The organism is Chloroflexota bacterium, assembly GCA_020161265.1.
GTDB lineage: Bacteria > Chloroflexota > Chloroflexia > Chloroflexales > Herpetosiphonaceae > Herpetosiphon.
On the sequence record JAIUOC010000001.1, the window covers coordinates 676187 to 697325 of the forward strand.

At 48.1% G+C, this 21139-nt stretch carries 21 protein-coding genes and 2 tRNA genes; 9 read left to right on the top strand and 14 right to left on the bottom strand.

Annotated features, from left to right (window positions below; translation table 11 throughout):
- The first annotated feature begins 16 nt into the window (after window positions 1-16).
- Window positions 17-1480 (top strand): potassium/proton antiporter, encoded by a 1464-nt coding sequence (locus LCH85_02310; protein ID MCA0350807.1) that lies wholly within the window; start codon window positions 17-19, stop codon window positions 1478-1480.
- Between the two features lie 50 nt (window positions 1481-1530).
- On the opposite strand, the gene LCH85_02315 is transcribed toward LCH85_02310, so the two are convergent.
- The gene (locus LCH85_02315; GenBank protein ID MCA0350808.1) at window positions 1531-2037 is read right to left on the bottom strand and encodes a YbjN domain-containing protein; all 507 of its coding nucleotides are present in this window, start codon (window positions 2035-2037) and stop codon (window positions 1531-1533) included.
- Between the two features lie 217 nt (window positions 2038-2254).
- Here LCH85_02315 and LCH85_02320 point away from each other — a divergent pair, with 217 nt between their 5' ends.
- The gene (locus LCH85_02320) at window positions 2255-2851 is read left to right on the top strand and encodes a hypothetical protein (GenBank protein MCA0350809.1); all 597 of its coding nucleotides are present in this window, start codon (window positions 2255-2257) and stop codon (window positions 2849-2851) included.
- Window positions 2852-2863: 12 nt separating this feature from the next.
- Here LCH85_02320 and LCH85_02325 read toward each other — a convergent pair whose 3' ends face one another.
- From LCH85_02325 to LCH85_02345, 5 genes are all read right to left on the bottom strand, one after another.
- Entirely contained in the window at window positions 2864-4348 is a 1485-nt protein-coding gene (locus LCH85_02325) for a hypothetical protein (GenBank protein ID MCA0350810.1), read from the bottom strand.
- A 73-nt stretch (window positions 4349-4421) separates the two neighbouring features.
- The gene (locus LCH85_02330; protein ID MCA0350811.1) at window positions 4422-5732 is read right to left on the bottom strand and encodes a cytochrome P450; all 1311 of its coding nucleotides are present in this window, start codon (window positions 5730-5732) and stop codon (window positions 4422-4424) included.
- A 79-nt stretch (window positions 5733-5811) separates the two neighbouring features.
- Entirely contained in the window at window positions 5812-6216 is a 405-nt protein-coding gene (locus LCH85_02335) for a nuclear transport factor 2 family protein (protein MCA0350812.1), read from the bottom strand.
- Between the two features lie 156 nt (window positions 6217-6372).
- Window positions 6373-7251, bottom strand: a complete 879-nt coding sequence (locus LCH85_02340; protein MCA0350813.1) for a hypothetical protein — start codon at window positions 7249-7251, stop codon at window positions 6373-6375.
- Between the two features lie 14 nt (window positions 7252-7265).
- On the bottom strand, window positions 7266-7832 hold the full coding sequence (locus LCH85_02345; GenBank protein MCA0350814.1) for a sigma-70 family RNA polymerase sigma factor: 567 nt from the start codon (window positions 7830-7832) through the stop codon (window positions 7266-7268).
- Between the two features lie 268 nt (window positions 7833-8100).
- On the opposite strand from LCH85_02345, the gene LCH85_02350 reads away from it, so the two are divergent.
- Together LCH85_02350 and LCH85_02355 are read left to right on the top strand one after the other, a co-directional pair.
- A complete protein-coding gene (locus tag LCH85_02350) occupies window positions 8101-8937 on the top strand; it encodes a helix-turn-helix domain-containing protein (GenBank protein ID MCA0350815.1) in 837 nt (278 codons plus the stop codon).
- A gap of 35 nt (window positions 8938-8972) precedes the next feature.
- Window positions 8973-9374 (top strand): DUF1398 domain-containing protein, encoded by a 402-nt coding sequence (locus LCH85_02355; protein MCA0350816.1) that lies wholly within the window; start codon window positions 8973-8975, stop codon window positions 9372-9374.
- Between the two features lies 1 nt (window position 9375).
- On the opposite strand, the gene LCH85_02360 is transcribed toward LCH85_02355, so the two are convergent.
- Window positions 9376-9897 carry a GNAT family N-acetyltransferase gene (locus LCH85_02360; protein ID MCA0350817.1) on the bottom strand — a complete coding sequence of 174 codons (522 nt, stop codon included), beginning with the start codon at window positions 9895-9897 and terminating at the stop codon, window positions 9376-9378.
- Window positions 9898-10049: 152 nt separating this feature from the next.
- Here LCH85_02360 and LCH85_02365 point away from each other — a divergent pair, with 152 nt between their 5' ends.
- Window positions 10050-11030, top strand: coding sequence for a DUF4268 domain-containing protein (locus tag LCH85_02365; GenBank protein MCA0350818.1), 981 nt, complete (start codon window positions 10050-10052; stop codon window positions 11028-11030).
- Between the two features lie 8 nt (window positions 11031-11038).
- Here LCH85_02365 and LCH85_02370 read toward each other — a convergent pair whose 3' ends face one another.
- Together LCH85_02370 and LCH85_02375 are read right to left on the bottom strand one after the other, a co-directional pair.
- On the bottom strand, window positions 11039-12604 hold the full coding sequence (locus LCH85_02370; GenBank protein MCA0350819.1) for an STAS domain-containing protein: 1566 nt from the start codon (window positions 12602-12604) through the stop codon (window positions 11039-11041).
- A gap of 66 nt (window positions 12605-12670) precedes the next feature.
- Window positions 12671-13822, bottom strand: coding sequence for an ABC transporter substrate-binding protein (locus LCH85_02375; GenBank protein ID MCA0350820.1), 1152 nt, complete (start codon window positions 13820-13822; stop codon window positions 12671-12673).
- A 267-nt stretch (window positions 13823-14089) separates the two neighbouring features.
- Here LCH85_02375 and LCH85_02380 point away from each other — a divergent pair, with 267 nt between their 5' ends.
- On the top strand, window positions 14090-14872 hold the full coding sequence (locus LCH85_02380; GenBank protein MCA0350821.1) for a tryptophan 2,3-dioxygenase: 783 nt from the start codon (window positions 14090-14092) through the stop codon (window positions 14870-14872).
- 54 nt (window positions 14873-14926) lie between these two features.
- Here LCH85_02380 and LCH85_02385 read toward each other — a convergent pair whose 3' ends face one another.
- The 3 genes from LCH85_02385 to LCH85_02395 all read right to left on the bottom strand — a co-directional run bounded on the left by LCH85_02385 (window position 14927) and on the right by LCH85_02395 (window position 16999).
- Entirely contained in the window at window positions 14927-16702 is a 1776-nt protein-coding gene (locus LCH85_02385) for a right-handed parallel beta-helix repeat-containing protein (protein MCA0350822.1), read from the bottom strand.
- A gap of 107 nt (window positions 16703-16809) precedes the next feature.
- Window positions 16810-16899: transfer RNA gene (locus tag LCH85_02390), tRNA-Ser, on the bottom strand.
- A 10-nt stretch (window positions 16900-16909) separates the two neighbouring features.
- Window positions 16910-16999 (bottom strand) — tRNA-Ser (locus LCH85_02395).
- An 836-nt stretch (window positions 17000-17835) separates the two neighbouring features.
- Between LCH85_02395 and LCH85_02400 the strand changes: the two genes are divergently transcribed.
- Window positions 17836-18792, top strand: a complete 957-nt coding sequence (locus LCH85_02400; GenBank protein ID MCA0350823.1) for a chitinase — start codon at window positions 17836-17838, stop codon at window positions 18790-18792.
- 53 nt (window positions 18793-18845) lie between these two features.
- Here LCH85_02400 and LCH85_02405 read toward each other — a convergent pair whose 3' ends face one another.
- The gene (locus tag LCH85_02405; protein ID MCA0350824.1) at window positions 18846-19316 is read right to left on the bottom strand and encodes a hypothetical protein; all 471 of its coding nucleotides are present in this window, start codon (window positions 19314-19316) and stop codon (window positions 18846-18848) included.
- A 247-nt stretch (window positions 19317-19563) separates the two neighbouring features.
- On the opposite strand from LCH85_02405, the gene LCH85_02410 reads away from it, so the two are divergent.
- Window positions 19564-20145: a DUF6438 domain-containing protein gene (locus tag LCH85_02410; protein MCA0350825.1), complete on the top strand. Its 582-nt coding sequence runs from the start codon at window positions 19564-19566 to the stop codon at window positions 20143-20145.
- Between the two features lie 99 nt (window positions 20146-20244).
- On the top strand, window positions 20245-20634 hold the full coding sequence (locus LCH85_02415) for a hypothetical protein (GenBank protein ID MCA0350826.1): 390 nt from the start codon (window positions 20245-20247) through the stop codon (window positions 20632-20634).
- 157 nt (window positions 20635-20791) lie between these two features.
- On the opposite strand, the gene LCH85_02420 is transcribed toward LCH85_02415, so the two are convergent.
- Entirely contained in the window at window positions 20792-21127 is a 336-nt protein-coding gene (locus tag LCH85_02420) for a hypothetical protein (protein ID MCA0350827.1), read from the bottom strand.
- Window positions 21128-21139 lie beyond the last annotated feature (12 nt).

Sequence of the window (21139 nt, forward strand, 5' to 3'; positions counted from 1 at the left end):
GCTCAAAAGGAGGCCAATGAGCACAGAAAGCATCTTTGTAATTGCCGGAAGTTTGGTGCTGATTAGCATTGTGGTCAGCACCTTATCGGATCGCTGGGGGATTCCGGCCTTGGTGCTGTTTATGGGCATTGGAATGCTTGCTGGCTCTGACGGCCCTGGCGATATCAATTTCGATAATGCGGCAGTTGCTCAAGTTGTTGGGATTGTGGCGCTGATTTATATTTTGTTCTCGGGTGGCCTTGAAACCCATTGGCATCGGATTCGGGCGGTTATTGGCCCAGGCTTATTGCTCGCCAACATTGGAGTAGTGATTAGCGCCAGTATGGTGGCGGCAATCGCGGTTTGGCTGTTTGATTTGCCGCCAGTTGTTGGCTTATTGTTGGGAGCAATTATTTCCTCAACCGATGCCGCAGCCGTGTTCAATGTACTTCGCACGCGGGGAGTACGCCTACCTGAGCCAGTTGAATCGCTGATCGAGCTAGAATCGGGCAGCAATGATCCAATCGCCGTGTTTTTAACGATTGGTCTGACGAGTTATCTGACCAGTAGCGGCCATTCGGTGGGCGCGTTGGCCATCGAATTTGTGCTCGAAATGGTTTTAGGGGTGGTGATTGGCGGTTTAGGTGGCTACCTAATCACATGGCTGATCAATCGGCTGCGCCTGCAAGATGGGCTTTATCCAGTTTTGACCTTATCGATGACGATTATGGTGTATGGGGCGGCCATGTTGGTGCATGGCAATGGCTTCTTGGCGGTGTATGTGGCAGGTTTGGTGGTGGGCAATCGGCCAATTATCCACCGCCGTAGCTTAATTCGCTTTCACGAGGGGATTGCTTGGCTCATGCAAATTGCCATGTTCTTAACGTTGGGATTATTGGTTTACCCATCACAACTTGTTCCATTAATTGGCAAAGGCCTGTTGCTGGCAATCTTTTTGATGTTTATTGCACGACCAATCAGCGTGATTGTGGCACTCGGCTGGACACGCTTCAAGTTGCGCGAACGCTTGATGATTAGTTGGGCGGGCTTACGCGGGGCTGTGCCAATTGTATTGGCAACATTTCCATTGATAGCGGGAGTGCCCCAAGCCAATGATATGTTTCATTTGATTTTCTTCGTCGTGCTGGCCTCAGTCACGGTGCAGGGAATCAGCATTGGCTGGGTAGCTGATCGGCTAAAACTCAATTCGCATGAGATTCAAATCAACAGCATGCCTTTGGATTTTATTCCTGAGATCAGCCCTGAGAGTACTGTTTACGAGGTGGTTGTGCCTGATGATGCTCGTTTAGCTGGACGCAACATTATGGAATTGCAACTGCCACGCGGCGCGTTAGTCGTGTTGATTCGGCGTGGGCGCGAGACGATTGTGCCCAGCGGTAATACCCGCGTCCAAGCCAACGACAAAATTCTGATGTTGGCCGATCAACAGGCGCTTGAGGTGATTAACCAACGCCTAAATATTGCCAACCAAACTGCTTAATGCCAAACACAGACCCCTTGCTCAACCATGTGGGCAAGGGGTCAAATCGGCTATTGTTCGATGACGGTAATCGCTTCGGCAGGCGTTTTCTCGCCATACATCACCATCATCAAGCCCGGGAAATAGCGATTCATCAAGTGAACCGATGGATAAATCGCGTTACGAATCCAAATAAAGGTCAGGGTTTCATCTTCAAAATCAAGGCTGCTCTTGAAGCGAACTTCACCATCGCTAAAATCAAGCTCGAAATTCCCAATATGTAAGCCATAGTTAGCACGAATCAAATATTCGGCTACCAACTGGCGCTTATCTTCAGGAACTTTCATCGGAGCGTAGGCATAAATTAATAATTGTTCTTGTTCAAGCTTAATTTGGGCCAAACAACGAATATCAACATTTGCGCCTTGATAATGCATGCGATAGGCTGGACGATCTTCGACACGTTGCGGAAACCAGCCATCTTCTTCAAGAAACAGCCCTAAAGTGCTGAAACCACGCCAGCCAGCGGCCTGTTCATGTTCTGGGTCAAGTTCAGGAGTGTATTCTGGTTCTTCCATGAGCCACCTCGCATTGAGCATAACACACAGCAACGCTGTGCTACACCGGTTTCTTGCTTATTATACCTGAGCAGATCGTGCATGTCATTGGTCTTTCTGCTGATACTCTAATGCCTGGCTGTGTCAAGGGCTGTCGCAGCACATTAGCACAAATAACCTAGAACAAGCACTGAAATCGCCAAGATCACAAAACATTAAAATTATATAGAGATTTTTAATGATCGTCTATCAATCTACACTCCAACAAATTCGTTCAATTATCAAACACCAAGCAAATTTTGATATTATCGATTTAATTCGAATTCAGAATATTGAATTAGCAGCAATTGATGCTATCCATCTGCCAATTATCCGCCAAATAATGCAAGACTATAGTATCAACTTAAATGGATTATATTTATTCAAGCCAATTCATTTATTCACTAACAATTCAAATCTCGCCACACTAGCAGAATCAAGCCTGCTTGATCAACCGATCAATCGGCCAAATACGATCATCGATAAACAAGACAGCGATTATACAATCTGGCTTGAATCTGAAGCTAGTACTGAAGAGTTTCGCGATCAATTTAATACCACGCTTGATGCCATTAATCTGAGTGTAACGTTTGCCGATGGCGATGAGTTTGCATTTACGGTTGAAACGTTTGATTTCTTCTATCTTCAATTGAATAATGCTGATGAAAGAGACCTGTTTGAGTTTCCCGATATGTTGATCAGCAGTCTTGATCGGCCAACCATCGAACTGATGATTGCCGATATGATCGAGCAGCAGCAATTCGATGATCGATTTTTAATCGTCAATCCTGAGTGAACCACTCGTTGTCTACTCAGAGCCAATGCCATATGGTCGCCATGCCGCAGGCCACGTATCACGTTCATAGAGATCATAGCCCTGAGGTAGATTGACCTGCGGATCGTAGCGTTGGCGAAGCAATTCAAGTTGTTGTTGATCGCAACGCCACCAGCCTGTTACTGAGTCAATCGCAATAACTCCTGTTTGATACGCGGCAAGCCAGATCCTAACCATTGCAGTGATCGAAGAATACTCCCGTTCCATCGATGGATCTTGCACAAAATGCAGCAGCACGAGGGTTTGATCGGTTGGTTGATCGGCGAGCGGAATATAACGTGTATCGTTGCCTTGACCAATTGGAAACCAAACCGCGCACCAAGTAAATTCGACTCCAAGGAGTAGCGCATCACGATAGGCCGCAAGAGCTTCTTCCAGTGGCAGGAAATCAGGGTCACCAAATAATTCCATCCCATTTGCAGTTCCATTATGCCAGCGATAGAGCGTCGCTACATCATCGGGCAGTTGTAACGGCGCAAGTAGCACATTTAATCGATCAATTTGGTCTTCGGTAACGCCAGGCCGAAGTTGGCCATAAAGATCAGGGGCATGCTGTTCCAAAAATGTATCAAGCTCAGCAAGCAGTTGCATAAGCGGTTGTTGATCAGTTGATACACGCCGATTTGGCGCTGGGCGTATAGGAGTATCTGCGGAAAGATCGGTTACTGCTGCACTCCGCTGACCCCAATAAATTCGCCAGTTTTCGATACTGCGGCGAAGTTCAGCACTGCCCCGCTCATAGAGCAATGCTTGAAGCGTTAGGTCTGTTACAGTGGAACTCATCCAAAAGGCCGGGCGTGAAGAATAATCAACCTGGGTAAAATGCGGGTAATCAAGTAAATACGCTGGGCAGGTAGTCAGGGCATGATGTTGGACTAACCAAAGATCCGATTTGGGATCAGCTGTACGAAAAAAGAGTAATACAAAGCACATTTGTGCTTTAAAAGGTTGCGGGATAATCTGAATTCCGTCAACTCTAAAACGATGATACACATGGGGCAAAGTCAAGATCGCCGCATAAAGCCGCTCTGCCTCAATCGCATTACGCGGAACTTCCAAGGGGAACAAAAAAGCCCACTCAACCTGCTCCAATAAACCATCATCAAAGGTGCGAAGCTGAATCAGCGTATCAAGATAGACCAGCGGAATGAGGAGCGTTGCTATCGTTGTAAATAATCCAGCGATCATGGCTTGTTCATTCCGTGAGGGAGCCTGTTTAAGCAAATCAGACAGATATGTATCCAGCTCAGGCAGCCAAATAGGCACATCCGATAGGGGCAAATTTTTCAAAATATGGCGATTAATTTTTGCCATCAATCGGGGATTGAGGCTCCATTTAGCTTCTATCGTGGTAACGATCAGTCGTCGTTCGGTTGGACTGATCGCCAATCCTACCCGATTCCAATCATCAAGAATCTGATCAATGAACGGGACGAGGGCTGGTGGTAGCTCAAACATTTTGCTTCTCCTAGAAATTAGAACATCTCTCAATAACTGATAATTGTGGGCACAGATGTTTCACATCAAATAATTATGTAAATACTGCGAATAAAGGCTGATCTGGCTCCAAAACAATACGCGGCTTGAAACTAACTGGTGTTTGATCAACTAAACTTGGGGTTCCAATTTGCAACACGGTTTGCATTACCGTCGTGATCTGCTGAAGCGCGAGATGCATACCAATACATTGGTGCGAGCCAATTCCAAACGGCAAGTAACTCAAGCGTGGGCGGGTAGCAATGGCATCTGGATCGAAACGCGCAGGGTCGAAATTTGTTGGATTAGGATACCAGCGGGGGTTACGCTGAATTACAAATGGACTGAAGCCAAGGCTTAATCCAGCTGGCAGTGTGCCTAGTTGCGGCAAATCAATCGGCGCAATAACGCGGCGGGTAAAAACATAGGCCGGGGGATACAATCGTAACACTTCTGAAATGGTTTGGGTTAGCAAGGCTGGCGGTGTACCATCAGGTGATTGGCGCATGCTTGTCTGTAACTGCTGCGTTAGTTTAGGCTGAGTCGCCAGAGCATACCAAACCCATGTCAAAGCGGCGGCGAGTGATTCGTGCCCAGCCACAAAAAATCCAAGCACATGATCACGAATTTGGGCATCAGTTAATTGAATGCCATCGTTATCAGCAGCGGCAAGCACATGGGAAATAATGTCATGGGGTGTAGGTTCGCGGCGACGCAACTGAATTAATGGCAGCAGTGCCGCTTCAAGAGTACGGCAAGCTGCCTGAAATCGATGATTGCGCAGCGTAGGAACCCATAATGGTGGCGTAACAATCTGGGTCATTCCATGATTGATCATCGCCGTCACCGTTGCCCAAGCCGCCAAGATCGCAGGTTGCACAACTTGATCACTGCCAAACAGCAAACGATGATTAAGCCGCAATGATAAGCCCTGCATCTGCGAATAGAGATCATGGGGGCGCGATGCCAATTGCTCAAGCCATTGTTGCGTTTCAGCATAAATCATAGCCGTGTGAGCGGCAACTGTGCGCGGCTGAAACACAGGAGCCAATAAGCGCCTTTGAGCACGATGGTCGTCACCCTCAAGCGTTAGCAGACTATTACCAACCACCGTTTGAAAGAGCTTACGCAGGCGATTGGTTTTTTGTAAAGCTGCGCCATGATCGACCAATAGCGCATGGATTAATTCCGGATCTGCGACCATCAGCACTGGTTTGGAACCAAAATAAAATAACCCAACTTCGCCGCATGTTTCAAAAACTGCTTGAAAGAAGGCTAGACGATCACGACGTAACGCACCTACATTTCCAAAGACTGGATGATGGGGCATGGTAGGTAACGTTGCGAGCACGGTGGTTGGGGACATTCCTCTAGCTCCCACTCAAATATAAACCATTGCGTGGTAGCAGCCAAGCACTACCACGCAAGCACTTGATTATAACAACTTAGCGATGCAGTTCCTGATCATGATAGGCCCACAGCACATTAACCACTGTCCATTGATCGTTGATTTTAACCAGATGCATATAATCGATCCAATCGTCAGCGGTAAGTTTCACGCTGGCAACGCTCGATTGAACATCTAAAATTTCAACCGTTTTGCGCGGCGTTGCGGGAAATTTATCGCCGTCTCGATTATAACTTTCAGCCAGCAAAATCATTTCCTCGGCGCTCGCTTCACGCAAATATTGTTTGCCAGTGCCCCGATGCGTCCAGAATGTGCGTTTGACCATGCGTGGATGAATGCTGCGCTGCATTTGCGCAGGATCGAGGTTGTGCTGAGATTCCAGATAATCTAAGGCTGCTTGCTGAATCGCTGCGATATCGTCATTGGTTGAGCTGTGGTGCATTCCATACTCCGCTTGTTCAGAAACACTAATGCTTCACCCATGAAGCGTTGTTAGTGTAGTAGCCCAACCAAGTGCATGTCAATCGGTCGTTGGCATGATTGCATTTAAAGCAAAAGCCAGCGATCAACAATTGATCGCTGGCTTAAGGCTGAATACTTATTCGGTAACGTCGATTGGAGCGCCTGCTGGTGGGGCGAAGAAGTCGGCAGGATACGAACCATTGACTTCGAACACGCTGTATTCCGATTCAACGAACAAGTCGCCGTTGGGCATGAAGTATTCCGATTTCAACACCACAAACAACTCATCGTCGATCCAGAATTTGAGCCGAGTATTGGCTTGGTCGCTATCGCCACCAATCACACATTCGATCACTAAAGCATCGCGGCCCAGCAAGCTTTCTTGACCAACCGTTGAAAGTTGATCGCCTGGTTGGGCGCATAAACCTTCGTTTTGGCCATATGAATCGACTGAAGCAGTTGGGTTGGGAATCACATACAGCGCTCCATCCAACTCGCTGGCAGCAAATTGCGAGACTGTACCATCAACCACGTTGGGCTGGCCAGCTGGCGAGATCCAGGCCCAAGCATCGTCGCCATTCATAATTTGGGTTTCGTATTGCTCAGGCATCGTGTTGCCGCTTGGCCAAATAATTTCTTTGCGCAATTTGTTTGGCTGTTGTACCCAAATTTTTTCGCTGACTACGCTACCAGTTTCGGGCACATGGGTTTCGAGCACGCCATGCAGCGAATCAATCCCCGTCAAACCAAAAGCGGTTACCTGTTCGGCACGGCGCAAGGCCTCTTGGGCACTGACTTGGTTGACTTGGCTGGGCAGTAAACCAAAACCAACCGCTGCCAAGGCTACCCCACACGCAGCGATCATGGCTGGGCGCAACCAACCAACCCGCCGCGTTGCTTGGGGCTTGAGCACAACCTGGGCTTGAATTGGCTTGAGCAAATTGAGCGAACCTTCAGGCACTTCATGCTCAGCGATGCTGGCGAGTACTTGTGAAATATGTTTATCGTTATGCATTGCAGACTCCTCGACTACACAGATTCATTAATAATTGGGGCTAAGAGCCGACGTAAACGTTCGCGAGCGCCGAACAAGCGTTGTTTGATTGCGCCTGCGCTGGTGGCGGCATCATCGGCCATCTCGGCCTCGCTCATTCCAAGGTAATAGCGTTGCACAATCGCTGCCCGTTGCAACGGTGTTAGTTGGTTCAAGGCTTGCATGACGCTTTCACGCAGTGCATCTTGCTCCAGCAAGGCCTCTGGTTGGGGTTCGTTGCTCATTAATTCTTCGAACAACGCCAAGCCAGCAGCGTTTGATTGATCAAGTGAGCGTTGGCGTTCACGGCGTTGGGCATCTTTGAGTGCATCGTTCAACACAATTTTCATAAACCACGGGCCGAAGGCGCGTTGGCTATCAAATTGTTGGATGCGCTGCACCACCCGCAGAAAAGCCGATTGAACAATATCTTCGGCAGCAGCCCGATCGCGGACAACCAAGATTGCTGCGCGGACAGCCTGATATTGATAGTGGTGAACAAGGGGGGCTAGCCCAGCGATATCACCTTGTTTGAGTCGAGCTATAGCTTCGTGATCCTGCATATCCTTCCTTTCAGCCAATTGTTGAGTGCGCCCTCACTAGATATATCCAAGCACAGGCTAAAAAGTTAGGCCATAGCAAAGAGAACATAGAACAAATCAAAAGGCAAAAGTCAGAAGGCAAAAGCAGAGTCGCAAAGTATTCGATCCACGAAGGGCACGAAGGCCACGAAGGGGATAAATATCAGGAATTTGTGGATGATTGAACAATCAATGCATAGCAGCTAAAATAAAAGCCTGAATAGATCATCACTCCATTCGAGGAGCCTGCATGAGTTTGGTTAGCCTGCCAGTCAATCGTGCGTTACGCTCATTGATTCGTTCGATCGTATTGCACCAAGCGCATGGAGCCGAAGCCCCAGCCTATCCAGTCTTGCCAACGCCATTTCCGGTGGCAGGAATCCAGTATCAAGGGCGTTTGGGCGTACATCAGCAGCTAACAAATACCTTTAAACATTTAAATCGCCTAGGCTTGACGGGATTACAATCGACGATTCGTCAATTTCAGCCCGACCAACTAACCCAAACAATCTTGCTGGTTTTTCAACCGTATGGCGTATTTGCCAGTTTCAAGCATCCAATGGCTGATTTGCACGATCAGCATGTGCCATTGCACGAATTTATAGCAGCGAGCCAGCTCGAATATCTGATTGAACAAATCGACACGCTAGCCTTACAAGCGGCTGATTTAACCAGCGTTGCCGAACTAATCAGTCAATTTGTGCATGATCAACTGTTGCCACAAGCCTGCTCGCCCCACGCGAGCCTAATCAATGCAGTAAATATTCTGCTTGCATCCAAGGGCACATATCCGATTAGCCAACTTGCGCGTGAGGTCAACCTCAGTCGGCGACAACTAGAACGGCTATTCAATCAGCAAATTGGCTTGCAACCGAAGGCCTATGCCAGCTTAGTGCAATTTGATCAGGCGCTGCGATCATTGGCCCAACGTGATTCTTGGGCTAGCCTTGCCCTTGATTCGGGCTATGCAGATCAGGCCCATTTTATTCGCCAATTTTCTGCACGCGTCGGCCAATCGCCAACAGCCTATGCGGCCACGATTAAGGATGTCGCATTTCTTCAATCATTGCTGCTGGCCGAGAACTAAACTTGCTCCATAGCATTCTGTTATGGAGCAACACCATGTCAACGTTCGATCAAACACTGCTGCAAGCTTGTGCCGAGAGCACCCTCAACGGAACCTTACCCTTTCCCGAGGTGATTCAGCGGCTAAGCCCAACTGTCGAGCAATATCATGTTGATCTGATTCGGCTTGAAATGACCTACTATGGTCATCAAGGCCAAAGCTTCGTCTACCGATTAAACCTAAACAAGCTGCCAGCAATTGCGAGTCAACTGGATTTAGTCTCCTTTCAAACAGCCCTCAAGGCCTCGCAACGCGGTGAAATCAGCTATCCCACATTTTTGCAGCAAAGCATGGCCGCAGGAGTCAGCAGCTATATCGTCTTTCTTAGTGGGCGTTTGGCGATCTATGTTGGCCGCAACGGAGCCTATGCAGTCGAGCCATTTCCAGCACAACCATAAGCTAGCGTTTGGCAATTGAATATAACAGCGCGGGTGAGCCATCGAGCACCAACTCGCGCTCCAAGTGCATGCCCATTTTTTCAGCTACCCGAATCGAAGCAGCATTTTCGGGAATTGGTAGGCAAATCAAACGCTCAAATTGAAGCTGATCAAACCCATAGCCAACAATTGCTTGGGCCGCCTCGGTTGCCAAACCCTGACCCCAATAGGCTTGATCGAGCAAATAGGCTACTTCAACTTCTTGGCGCTCGTCGATCACCCATGGAAGTAAACCACAGCGCCCAATGAATGCCCCAGTTGGTTTATAAATCGTTGCCCACAAGCCATAGCCATATTTAGCGTAATAAACCTTGATAATCCAATCAAGCTCGGCTTGAGTTTCTTCACGGCTTAACACACCCTCAGGGAAGTGCTCACGAATGATCGAATCACGATACAGTCGGAATAAGGCCTCAAGATCATCAGGGGTTAATTTGCGCAATATCAAGCGCTCAGTTTCCAGAATCAGCAGGTCATCGGCCATTGTTGCAACTCCTTTAACGAATCAACTGAATGCTAACAGGCTCGGTGCTGCGGCAAATCAATCGCTTGATGGAGCTTTAACCGGGCAACCCGCCCTTCATGCTATAATCTGTAGCAGCTTGCAGCCCAACGGTGTAGTGAGGAATTACGGCGATGAATCAGCTTGGTCGGCTTAAACGGGTTCCCATTCATGATGCTTGGCGGCAGGCAGCCAGCCATTTTACCCACTGGCTCACCCAAGCCGAAAATATCGCTCAGCTCAACACTGCCACCAACCTCGAATTACGCTTCGAAGCACTCAACAAAGGCACTGGCAATTTACGCCAAAGCCTGGTGTGCTACGATCAACGCACCGAAACTAAAGTCTTGATCGAAAATCAACTAGCTGGCAGCGATCATGCCCATCTTGGGCAATTGCTCACCACCGCTAGCACGGTCAAGGCGACGATTTTAATTTGGATTGCTGAGCATTTTACGCCTGAGCATCGCGCTACGATCGAATGGCTCAACCAACAAACGCTGCCCCATTTATTGTTTTTTGCAATCGAATTGGAATTATGGCAAATTGATGATTCGCCATTTGCCCCGCACTTCAAGCTGATTTGCAAGCCAGCCGATTGGGAACTGGCAATCACCAATGAGCCAGTTCCAGCAGCACCGTCTGCTCCAGCCAGCCCCAGCAAAAATATCTATTTAGGCTATTGGATGCGCTTTAATGCCATGTTACGTGAGCGTAATAGCCATCTTGGGGCCAAAAAACCGCATTCCGAGCCAAGCACCAGCTTTGCGCTTGGCCGCGCCGATTGCATCTTACAAGCAGTCTTGAATCAACGTGATAATTGGATTGGCGTGGCGGTAATGCTCAGTGGTATTTCAGCCAAATTACGTTTTCGTTGGTTACGTCAACAACGGGTAGCAATTGAGCAACAATTAGGGGTTGGGCTTGAATGGCGCGAAAATCCTTTGACCAAAGAATATCAAATTTGGCTGATTCGGCGCAACGCCAATTTGCACGATCATCAGCACTGGGCCGACCATCACGTTTGGATGATCGACACCCTTGAACGTTTTTACCGTGTGTTTACGCCGCTACTCAAGCAACTTTACATTCGCAACGAGCCTGAGCATCATTGATTTTCAATTTAGCGCCGACGCTTTTGCAAATACTCAGTACCACGGTTAAAGGCTTGGGCCAAGGTTGCCGCCGTATCAATCACCGACAGATCCAAATGCAAATTAACCAAAGTTTCAGCCATATCGGGGCGAATCCCTGCCAAAATCACCCGCGCTCCTAGCAATTGCGCCGCATGCGAAGCACTGATCAAGGCTCGCGCCACCGATTGATCGACAACCGGGACGCCGGTAATATCCATAATTACAACTTTAGCTTGTTGTTGTTCGATCGATTTGAGCAGCGTTGCATTAATATCGCCAGCCCGATTAGCGCTAAATTCACCAACCAACGGCATCACTAGGATATGTTTAGTAATTGGGATGGTCGGCATGCTCAGGCGGCGCACAGTTTCGAGCAAACGTTCTTGCTCAACATTTTGGGCTTGCACCTCAGCCAACGCCTGATTCAATTCGCCAGTTCTGGTCACAACCAGCGTTTCAAGCTCTTCATTCATTTTAGAAAGCCGTGTTTGCGAGGCATTGAGGCCAACTACCATCGTATTGAAGGCCTCGCCAAGGCTAGCCAATTCGTCGCGGGTGTTGAGGTGCACCGGAGTATAGGCATTGGGATCATCGGTAAAACGGGTGACGCTTGCATATAATTTTTGTACGGGCAAGGCCAATCGTCGCCCAACATACCAACCAATCGCCGCCACAATCGGCAAGGCAATCCCAATCACAATCAACAAACTAATTGCCAAGGTTTGAACATTACTATAAATAACCTCAAGTGGTCGTTCGACGATCAAAATCCAATCGGTAGGATCAAGTGAGGTACGCACACCCAAAACTTCTTCGCCAAATGGGCTACGATAGGTTTCAATCGCATTGCCAGTTTGCAGCAAGGGTAAGCTGGATAAATCTTGATTCTCGATGAGCGCTTGGGTATTGGCGGCGCTAATTAATTGGCCTTGTTGATTAACCACCAACACCCGCATTTGGGCGGCTGATTCGATCCGCGAGGTCGTTTCCCAAATCCGATCCATGCTGATATCGGCGACCAGAATTAATTGGGCGTTGGCATTGCCTAAAATTGGCAATGCCATACGAAAGCGTGGCACCTCGCTAGGGGCAAGTGGCAAAGAGATGGCTTGCAAGGGCGCAGGGTTTTCAATTGCAACTTGGCGATTTTGCACCATTTGCAATAATGGTGAACCTGCCAACGACTCGGGCATGCGCACGCCGCGCAAGCGTGCCGCCACGGCGATTCGTTCGCCATTCAGGCTATACACCCCAACTTCAGAAAAACTTGAGCCAAATAGCACTTGCGAACCCAACTGCAAATCGCTCAACTGACTGGGATTACCATTATTCCCAATTGTTTCAGCAGCGCCGCGCAACTCGTCCATACTATTGAGCACAAAGCGTCGATAATCTTCAGCTGCGAGGTTAGTGAGCGCCACCTGTTGATTTTGCGCCGAACGCTGCTGCGCTCGATAACTAATCGTCAAGGCAATTGCCCACACCGCTAATAACGGCAACAACGCCGCAAGCAAGATAATCCAGGTAACTCGTTGGCGAACCCGTGCCCGCATATGTATTCCTACCTCTGCTGAAATGGTGCTTTGCGACGTTGGATCGAACGACGTGCTCAGATCAATTTAGGGCAATTGACTGGGATCAAGTTTATCCAAAAAGGTAAAGGTTCCTCGTTCAATTTTGACGAACAGCACGGTTTTATTGACTTCACGTTCAGGCGTAAAGACAATTGCGCCTGTTACTCCTTCATAGGTTTGGGTCGCAGCCAAGGTATCGCGAATCGCACTTGAGCTGGTGTCTGGGCTACGTTTGAAGGCATCGATCAACAAATTGGTGGCATCATAGGTTGATGAAGCTACCACGTCGGGATCAATCCCGTGGGCATTACGATATTCGCGAATAAAATTCTGCACAATTGATCGTGGGTCATTGCGCGAAAAATCGGTTGCCAAAATCACGCCTTCAACATCGCTGCCACCAAGCTCGACCAATGACGGCGAATCTAAGCCATCGGAGCCAATGATTGGCAAGGTAATGCCTGCCTGACGAACTTGTTTAATGATATCAGCACTTTGGGCATAATACCCAATCAAAATCAAGGCATCGGCTGGTTTAGCCTTAATAGTGGCAATCTGGCTGCTAAAATCAGTAACATCGCTGGCGTATTCGCTGGTGCTGACGATCGTCGATTGATTGGCTTGGGCGGTTTTGGTAAAGGCTTCGGTGATGCTTCGCCCATAATCATTATTGATATTCAGCACATGGAAATTACGATAATTGAGTTTGGTCGTGGCATAAATCGCTAAAGCTTGGCCCTGCACGGTCGAAACATAGATCACCCGAAAGATCATCGAGCCAGTTTTGGTAACTTCGGGGTGAGTGGCATAAGCCGCTAACATGGGGATGCCAGCCTGTTGGAAGACTGGGGCGGCTGCGCGGGTGGTGCTGCTGTAGGAGCCGCCAATCACGGCCCGAACTTTATCTTCAGTGACGAGTTTTTGGGCAACCGTAATTGCTTGATTGGGATCAAGTTGATCATCATAGGTCACCAACTCGAAGGTTTTGCCGGGCACAGTTTGGTTGGCGTTTGCTTGATCAATTGCCAATTTCGCAGCATACATCGAGTGCGTGCCATCGCTGGCACTGTTGCCGCTCATTGGGCCAAAAAAGCCGATTTTGATCGTCTCGACTTGCGGTTGAGAAGCACCCCCACAAGCACTAACCAAGGCCAAACCGATGACTACAAACATCCCCAATGCGGCTCGTCTTAGCATGTTCAAGACTCCTCCATGTGCTACCACATGGCTTAGTAGGCCACTACCCAAGAACAATGTTAATTTACTCACCCTGCTGCATGGCCAGTGTAACACAGAACATGCCAAATAGGCGGTTGAGTTTTGGCGTGAATTTTAAGTCTTTTACAAACCAGTTTGGCTATTGGCCAACTAGGAGTATTAGGCTAATTGGTAGACGCTACTGATTGGCTATGGTAGACTTGCGCCGCAAGCCCTATTGAAACGCCGCATCCGAAGGAGTGTGCCATGTCTCAGGCCTTAACCTATGCTAGTTATTTAAATATTGATGAACTTTTAGCCTTGCAAACGCCACGCAGCCATGGCCCCGAACACGACGAATTATTGTTCATCGTGATTCATCAAGTGTATGAGTTGTGGTTTAAGCAAATTTTGCACGAACTCGATTATTTAGGCGATCTCTTACGCGCCAACGATACAGGCCGCGCCAACCAAAGCATCCGCCGCATTTTAACGATTCTGAAAACCATCGTGGCCCAAGTCGATGTGATGGAAACCATGACTCCCCTGCAATTCAATGCCTTTCGCGGCTCGCTCGAATCGGCCAGTGGCTTTCAATCGCTGCAATTTCGCGAAATTGAATTTGTACTCGGCTACAAACGCCCAGCAATTTTGCAACACTTCGCCGCATTGCCAAGCCATGAACGACTCGAACAACGCTACCAAGAACCAAGTCTGTGGGATAGCTTTTTACACTATCTACAGCTGAATGGCTATGCGATTCCCAGCGAGCAAATTGAGCGTGATGTAACCCAGCCGCTCGTAGCATCACCAGCAATTCAGGCAATTTTGATCACGGTGTATCGCCAAAATCCCTTGGTTAGCAACCTCTGCGAGCGCCTGATCGATCTCGACGAGGGTTTTCAAGAGTGGCGTTATCGTCATGTTAAAATGGTTGAACGCACAATTGGCATGAAGCAAGGCACTGGTGGTTCAAGCGGCGCGGCCTATCTTGCCAGCACAATCAAGCCATTCTTTCCCGATTTGTGGGCGATTCGCGCCGATTTATAGGGATGAAAATGCCCTAATTCGCAGTAAATCAGGGCATTTTCACATTATGTCATATTAACGTCGAGCTAATGGTACATAAACCCGAATATTGCTCGGAATTTGATAATCGATGCGTGGGCCATAGTGCGGCAGCGCCTGACCCAATTCAAACGCCCCTAAATCGGGCTGACCATCGGTCACAAATGGATCATTGAGGTTGGCAATCACTGCGCCTTTGTTAATCGCCACTGAGCTGCTTTGCAAACGTAAATCGGATTCGCCAATCGGCGAGGCCACATCAACCGAGGCTGGCAGGCTGGCATTATAGACATCATCGAAACTCACGGTTACACCATGGGTTTCAACGCCGATTGCCTGTAAATTGCTCAGCCGCAAATAGCGCACATTATTCCACTTAAAATCGGGAGCCGAGGGCGAATCGCTGGCGTGATTGGTTCCCCAGCCGTTGTAATCGACATCGCGAAAGCCTTCATCGGCAACTGTCATAAATTCAAAGGCATAGCGTGTACCCAACATAAGATTATTGCGAATAATTGTATTGCGCCACTGCTGACCATCATCACTCAGCGCGTTGCCGATCCGTGCTGAGCTATTGTGGGCAATAAACAAGCCAGTTGGTTGATTGTGCAATTTGAAGGGTGCGCCAGCAATGTTAAAAAAGTTATTGCGAAATAGATAGGCTGGCCCACCATAAATTGGCTGAATACTGACTCCAGTGCGAGCGTTGATCACGCGATTATTCCATACCCGCGTATTGGCTTGGTTGTAATCGATCTCAATGCCATCATCAACGCAAAATGCTGCTTCATTATGATAAATATCTTGGCCATAGCTGCTTTGGGCATTCCACGGCTGCACCGAGATACAATCACCAAAATTCATCACACTGTTATAGGCCACAACATTACCAGTGCCGCGCAAATCGAGGCCGCGCTCGCTGGGAATGCCCGTGCCTGGCCACGTCGTGCGGCCAGTAATCACATTATCAATCACGGTTTGGTTGTATTCTTGATGGGTTTGGCGACGATTGTAGATGCCAAAGCCAACATCACGAATCAGGTTACGGCTAATCAGAATGTCGTGAGTATGTTGGGCATCGATGCCCCAAGCGCCATTTTGAATCGTCAAGTTCTCTAAAATTACAAAACCAAGGGTCTGGTTGCTTTCGCCAAGGGTTACAACGCCACGCGTGGTATTGGCTCCATCAATAATCGCCTTGCGATTGAGCGGCCCGTTGATCCGAATCGGTTGGGCTTGAGTTCCGTTAATCAAAATTTGGAAGGGTTGATAAGTGCCTGCTGCCAAGGTGAAGGTATCGCCTGGCTGAGCATTATTAACTGCGGTTTGAATACCTTGATATGGATTGGCGAACGAGCCATCGCCGCCACCATTGCCTGGAACTACAAAACGCGTGCGCACAGTTGGCCCAAAATCTGTCAGGCTACGGGTACGCTTGGTAATTGTGCGGCTCGTGCCTCCACCATCGGGATCGGTTAGGGTAACTCGTAATTCATACTCCTCACCAGCAGTAAGCCACATGGCACTGGCTGCATGATAATTACGATTAAGCGCATCGCCTTCAACAATCGTGCTAGGATTGGCTCGCATGGCCGGAGCTGCATTGCGCCAAGTTGAGCTACCAACCAAACGATATTCCAAGGTTAGTGTGCTATTGCGATTGGTATCGCCACTAATCGCCCACGAAACTCCAATGTGGGCAAAGGTTGCGTCGGCACGTAACTCGCCTGCCACGACCGCGCTTTGCGGTGCGGCCACCCCAACGTGCATTACTAACAAACCGAGAAAAAGAGCTATAACAATTGCTTTCAAGCCTGCCTCCTTAAAAATTAATAATGGTTAGGCAATGAGGGCAGGATTATAGCATGTAAAAGTTGAAGTTAAAACAAAACAACGTGAGTATCGCTCACGTTGTTGTTTGGCGGGAAGGGAGGGATTCGAACCCTCGGAGGGTGTGACCCCTCGACGGTTTAGCAAACCGTTGCTTTCGTCCACTCAGCCACCTTCCCGTATCTATGGTGGAGGAGCAGGTGGGATTCGAACCCACGAGGGCTTTGACACCCTAACTATTTTCAAGACAGTCGCCTTCAACCGCTCGGCCACTGCTCCGGACGAAATCTCATTCAGTTGTTACGAGGCGTAAGTATAGCAGCGAAGCGCTTGTTTGTCAAATTCGCTCGTTCTGGCTTACGTAGCACGATTTATGTAATGCACGCGATCCCAGATAATTATTTGGCCCATTTTGGTAACTGCACATCCATATAAGCTTGCTCAATTTAAACATCAAAGCTTGTAGCTGAAGCTCAATAACGGGCGATTGATAACAACGCTGCGCTCGGCCAGCATTACGATTCAGTCGAAGCCCAATCTATCAATATAGTCCACCATTAAGCCGACCAGCTTAATTCTCAACTTCCATTTCAAGTTAGCTATTTTTAATCATATTTATACTAATTTAAACTTTTTCTTAATAAAAACCCTTGACAAGCAGCTGTTGCCATGCTACGTTCTTCATAATTCCACTGGAATAATAAAGGTGGAGTGTACGAATCAATTCAATTCTAGCAACGTTGCTAGGCAATTGAAGCGTAGATTAAGGAGACCTCATGAAATTTCCACAACTGAACCCATCAAGGCTAAGCAAGTTGTTGTTAGCACCACTCTTGATTAGTGCATTTTGGGGCAGCATGGTCAATCCACAGGCTGGGATGGCGCGTCAATCATTTGCTAATTCACAGGCGAGCCTTGCTCAGAGTTGCAATTTTACCGATTGGGTTGCAGGTAAGCAGTATTATACGGGCAATATTGTGCGCTACAACGGCAATTATTATGTGGCTGAGCACGATAATCCAGGCTATGACCCAACTGTTAGTACATGGTATTGGGAGCCGACGAGTTGCGGGGGTGGCGGGGGTGGCGGCGGCAGTTGTAGCTATACCGATTGGGTGGCTGGCCGTCAATATTACACGGGCAACATTGTACGCTACAACGGCAGTTTCTATGTGGCCGAGCACGATAACCCAGGCTACGACCCAACCATCAGCACCTGGTTTTGGGAGCCAACCACCTGTGGCGGAACCAACCCACCACCACCAACCCCAACTCCACCACCAAGCACCTGTAACTACACGGATTGGGTGGCAGGTCGTCAATATTACACGGGCAATATTGTGCGCTACAACGGCAGTTTCTATGTGGCCGAGCACGATAATCCAGGCTATGACCCAACCATCAGCACCTGGTTTTGGGAGCCAACCACCTGTGGCGGAACCAACCCACCACCACCAACGGGCTTTAGTTCAATCGTTAGCAAAGCCCAATTTGATCAAATGTTCCCCAATCGCAATCCCTTCTACACCTATGAAGGTCTAGTACAGGCCGCAGCTTTCTACCCAGCTTTTGCGGGCACTGGCTCGACCGAAACTCGCAAGCGCGAAGCCGCCGCTGCTCTGGCCAACTTTGCCCACGAAACTGGCAACTTTGTCCATGTGACTGAAATTGCCCAAGGCGAATATTGCCAAAATAGTGCTCAATGGCCTTGTGCCCCTGGCAAACGCTACTTTGGCCGTGGCCCAATTCAGTTGAGTTGGAACTACAATTATGGGTTGGCCGGCCAAGCATTGGGTCTGAATTTGCTGAATGATCCTGATATGGTTTCGCGTGACCCCGCTGTGGCTTGGAAAACCGCCTTGTGGTATTGGATGACCCAACGCGGCCCAGGCTCGATGACCCCGCACGATGCCATGGTCAATGGCAATGGCTTCGGCGAAACCATCCGCAGCATCAACGGCTCATTGGAGTGCAACGGTGGTAATCCTGGCCAAGTTCAAAGCCGCGTCAGTTCGTATCAAACAATTACCAATATTCTTGGTGTAAGCCCAGGCAACAACCTTTACTGCTAGATTAAGTTCATGCCAATCCACCAGATCGAGCACTATCGATCTGGTGGATTTTTTTAATCCTCACGACTGAGGTAGTGCTCAGGATAATTCAGGCAATGATTGATTTTTTCGACTAAATCGCTGGTAGAAGTTGTTTCATAGCGATAGATAATCTTATCCCAGCCACCGCGTAACATCACCAAGCGATAATAACCACTACGAGCATCTTTTTCGGCGCTACCGTTGCGATGCCAGCCAACGTCAATGCTCAGGCTTTCATCAATCGTTTGATGCTTGGCCCAATCCTCGGCAAATTTAGTTAATTCAGCTGCCTGTGTTGGACGATTGGTGATAGCCAAACGAGTTATGTAATCGATAAACCGCCCAAGATCCAACTGCTCAATCCAAATCAGATCCTCAGAAGTATTAAACTCGCGATTGATCGAGCCATCGGGCAACAAAGGCTCAACCTCAAACAGCGTATTCCAATGCACAATCCAGCCTGTTGGAATACTAAGCGCAACGGGTAAAGGATAGCTTTTCATTATGTGTTCCTCATTAAAATTGCCTCGTTTAGCGACTCTATGCTATACTTTAGTGTGATCGTGGTTGTAGCCAGAGAGTTGCTAGGCCAAGGATTATCCCAAACATAACTGGATCAATTGACTTAAGTGTTGATGACCCATTGGTAAAGACAATGCCTTAGGTACCAATCAAGTTTGGTGTAATCAGCTTGAGGCACTGATCAAGCAACGATCAATTTTAGCTTAAATGAGTAAAGGGGTTGGTTTGATGAACATGCGACGAAGTTTCTTATTAGGTTCGCTATTGTTGGGATTAATCGGCTGCGGCAGCCAAGCAGTTAGCACGGTTTTACCCCAACCAACCGTTGCCCCGACTCAAACTCAGCAAATTGCCACAGAACTGCCTCAACCAACGGCTGCCCCAACCCAGATTCAGCAAGTGCCTAGCGATCTTGAAATAACAATCGAGCGAACAATGTGTTTTGGCACATGTCCAGTCTATACCGTAGCAATTGATCATACAGGCAAGGTTCGCTATGAGGGTAAAGATTTTGTAAAAACCGTTGGCCTTGCCGAATCGAGCATCAGCAACGAGCAATTGCTTTCCCTGATCAACGCCTTCGTGAATAGCAAGTATTGGGATTATCAAGATAGCTATAATCCTGATGGTCCTCAATGCGAGGATAGTGCCACCGATAACCCATCAGCTGCTACATCAATTACGATGAACGGCAAAACCAAATCGGTTTCACATTATTATGGATGTCGAGATTTTGTTGGCGAAACTGAGTTAATCGCGCTTGAAAACTTGATTGACCAAACTGTAAATAGCCAACAATGGATTGACTAAATCCTGCTGCTGTTGAGGGTTGGGGTGAAGTAAGCCTATCGTCAACGAGTAGATTATTTGGTATAGTAGCTGAAATTATTTTTTGAGAGGAACTTAATCATGAGCGAAGCTGCAAACGCATATTATTTCAGTGAAGGCCAAGTTTGGCGCTACCATACTCGCCCCAACGAGCCAGAATCGGCGATTTTAATCAACAAAATCGAGTATCACTCGGGTTTGGGGGCAATTTTTCACATTAGCATCGCTGGGGTGCAGGTCAAAAATCCGCATGGCGAGGAGCCACTCACCCAGCTTGGCCACTTTCCAGTGGTCGCAGCTAGCCTTGAGCAAAGTTTAACCGAGCTGGTCGATACCAATGTGGATAACCCAAGCTACCTTGAGGGTTATGAATCGTGGCGCGAGGCTTTCGTCCAAGGCAAAGCCGGGGTTTTTAATATTCCCATTGAGCAAATTATCAGCTTCGTCGAAGAGGCGATCAATCAAGCTTGATTGATCTACGAAGAGCACGAAAATAAAAGCAAGGAGTCAGGATTCAGGGATTTAACCTAAGTCCTGACCCCTAGCTTCTGAACCCTAGACCATCTCCACCTCTTAAACATTGGTTCTTTTGATTTTTGGCTTCTGCCTTTTGATTTTATGCTCTGAATTAGCATTTGACTCCGCACCAAGGGCAACAATTGATCTTAATAGTGCTTGATCGATCGCCATGAATAATGCCGTATTCATTTTGTTTTGAATCGTAAGCAATAATTGCATCGGGGCAATCGAAAGGATTGCGATGTTGCTCACAATAAAATTCAGCATATTCAGCCAAATGAATACAGGGATATTTGGTCAGATCGACATCACGTTGTTGCAAACGATAGCTTAATTCGGCATCGCTACAAACTGAGCACTCAATAAAATGATTGATCAACTGCGTGCGCAGATCGCCAGTAATTTGGTTATGCTCAGGAGTCAGCCAATAATGCCGAAACGTCACACAATCCATCAT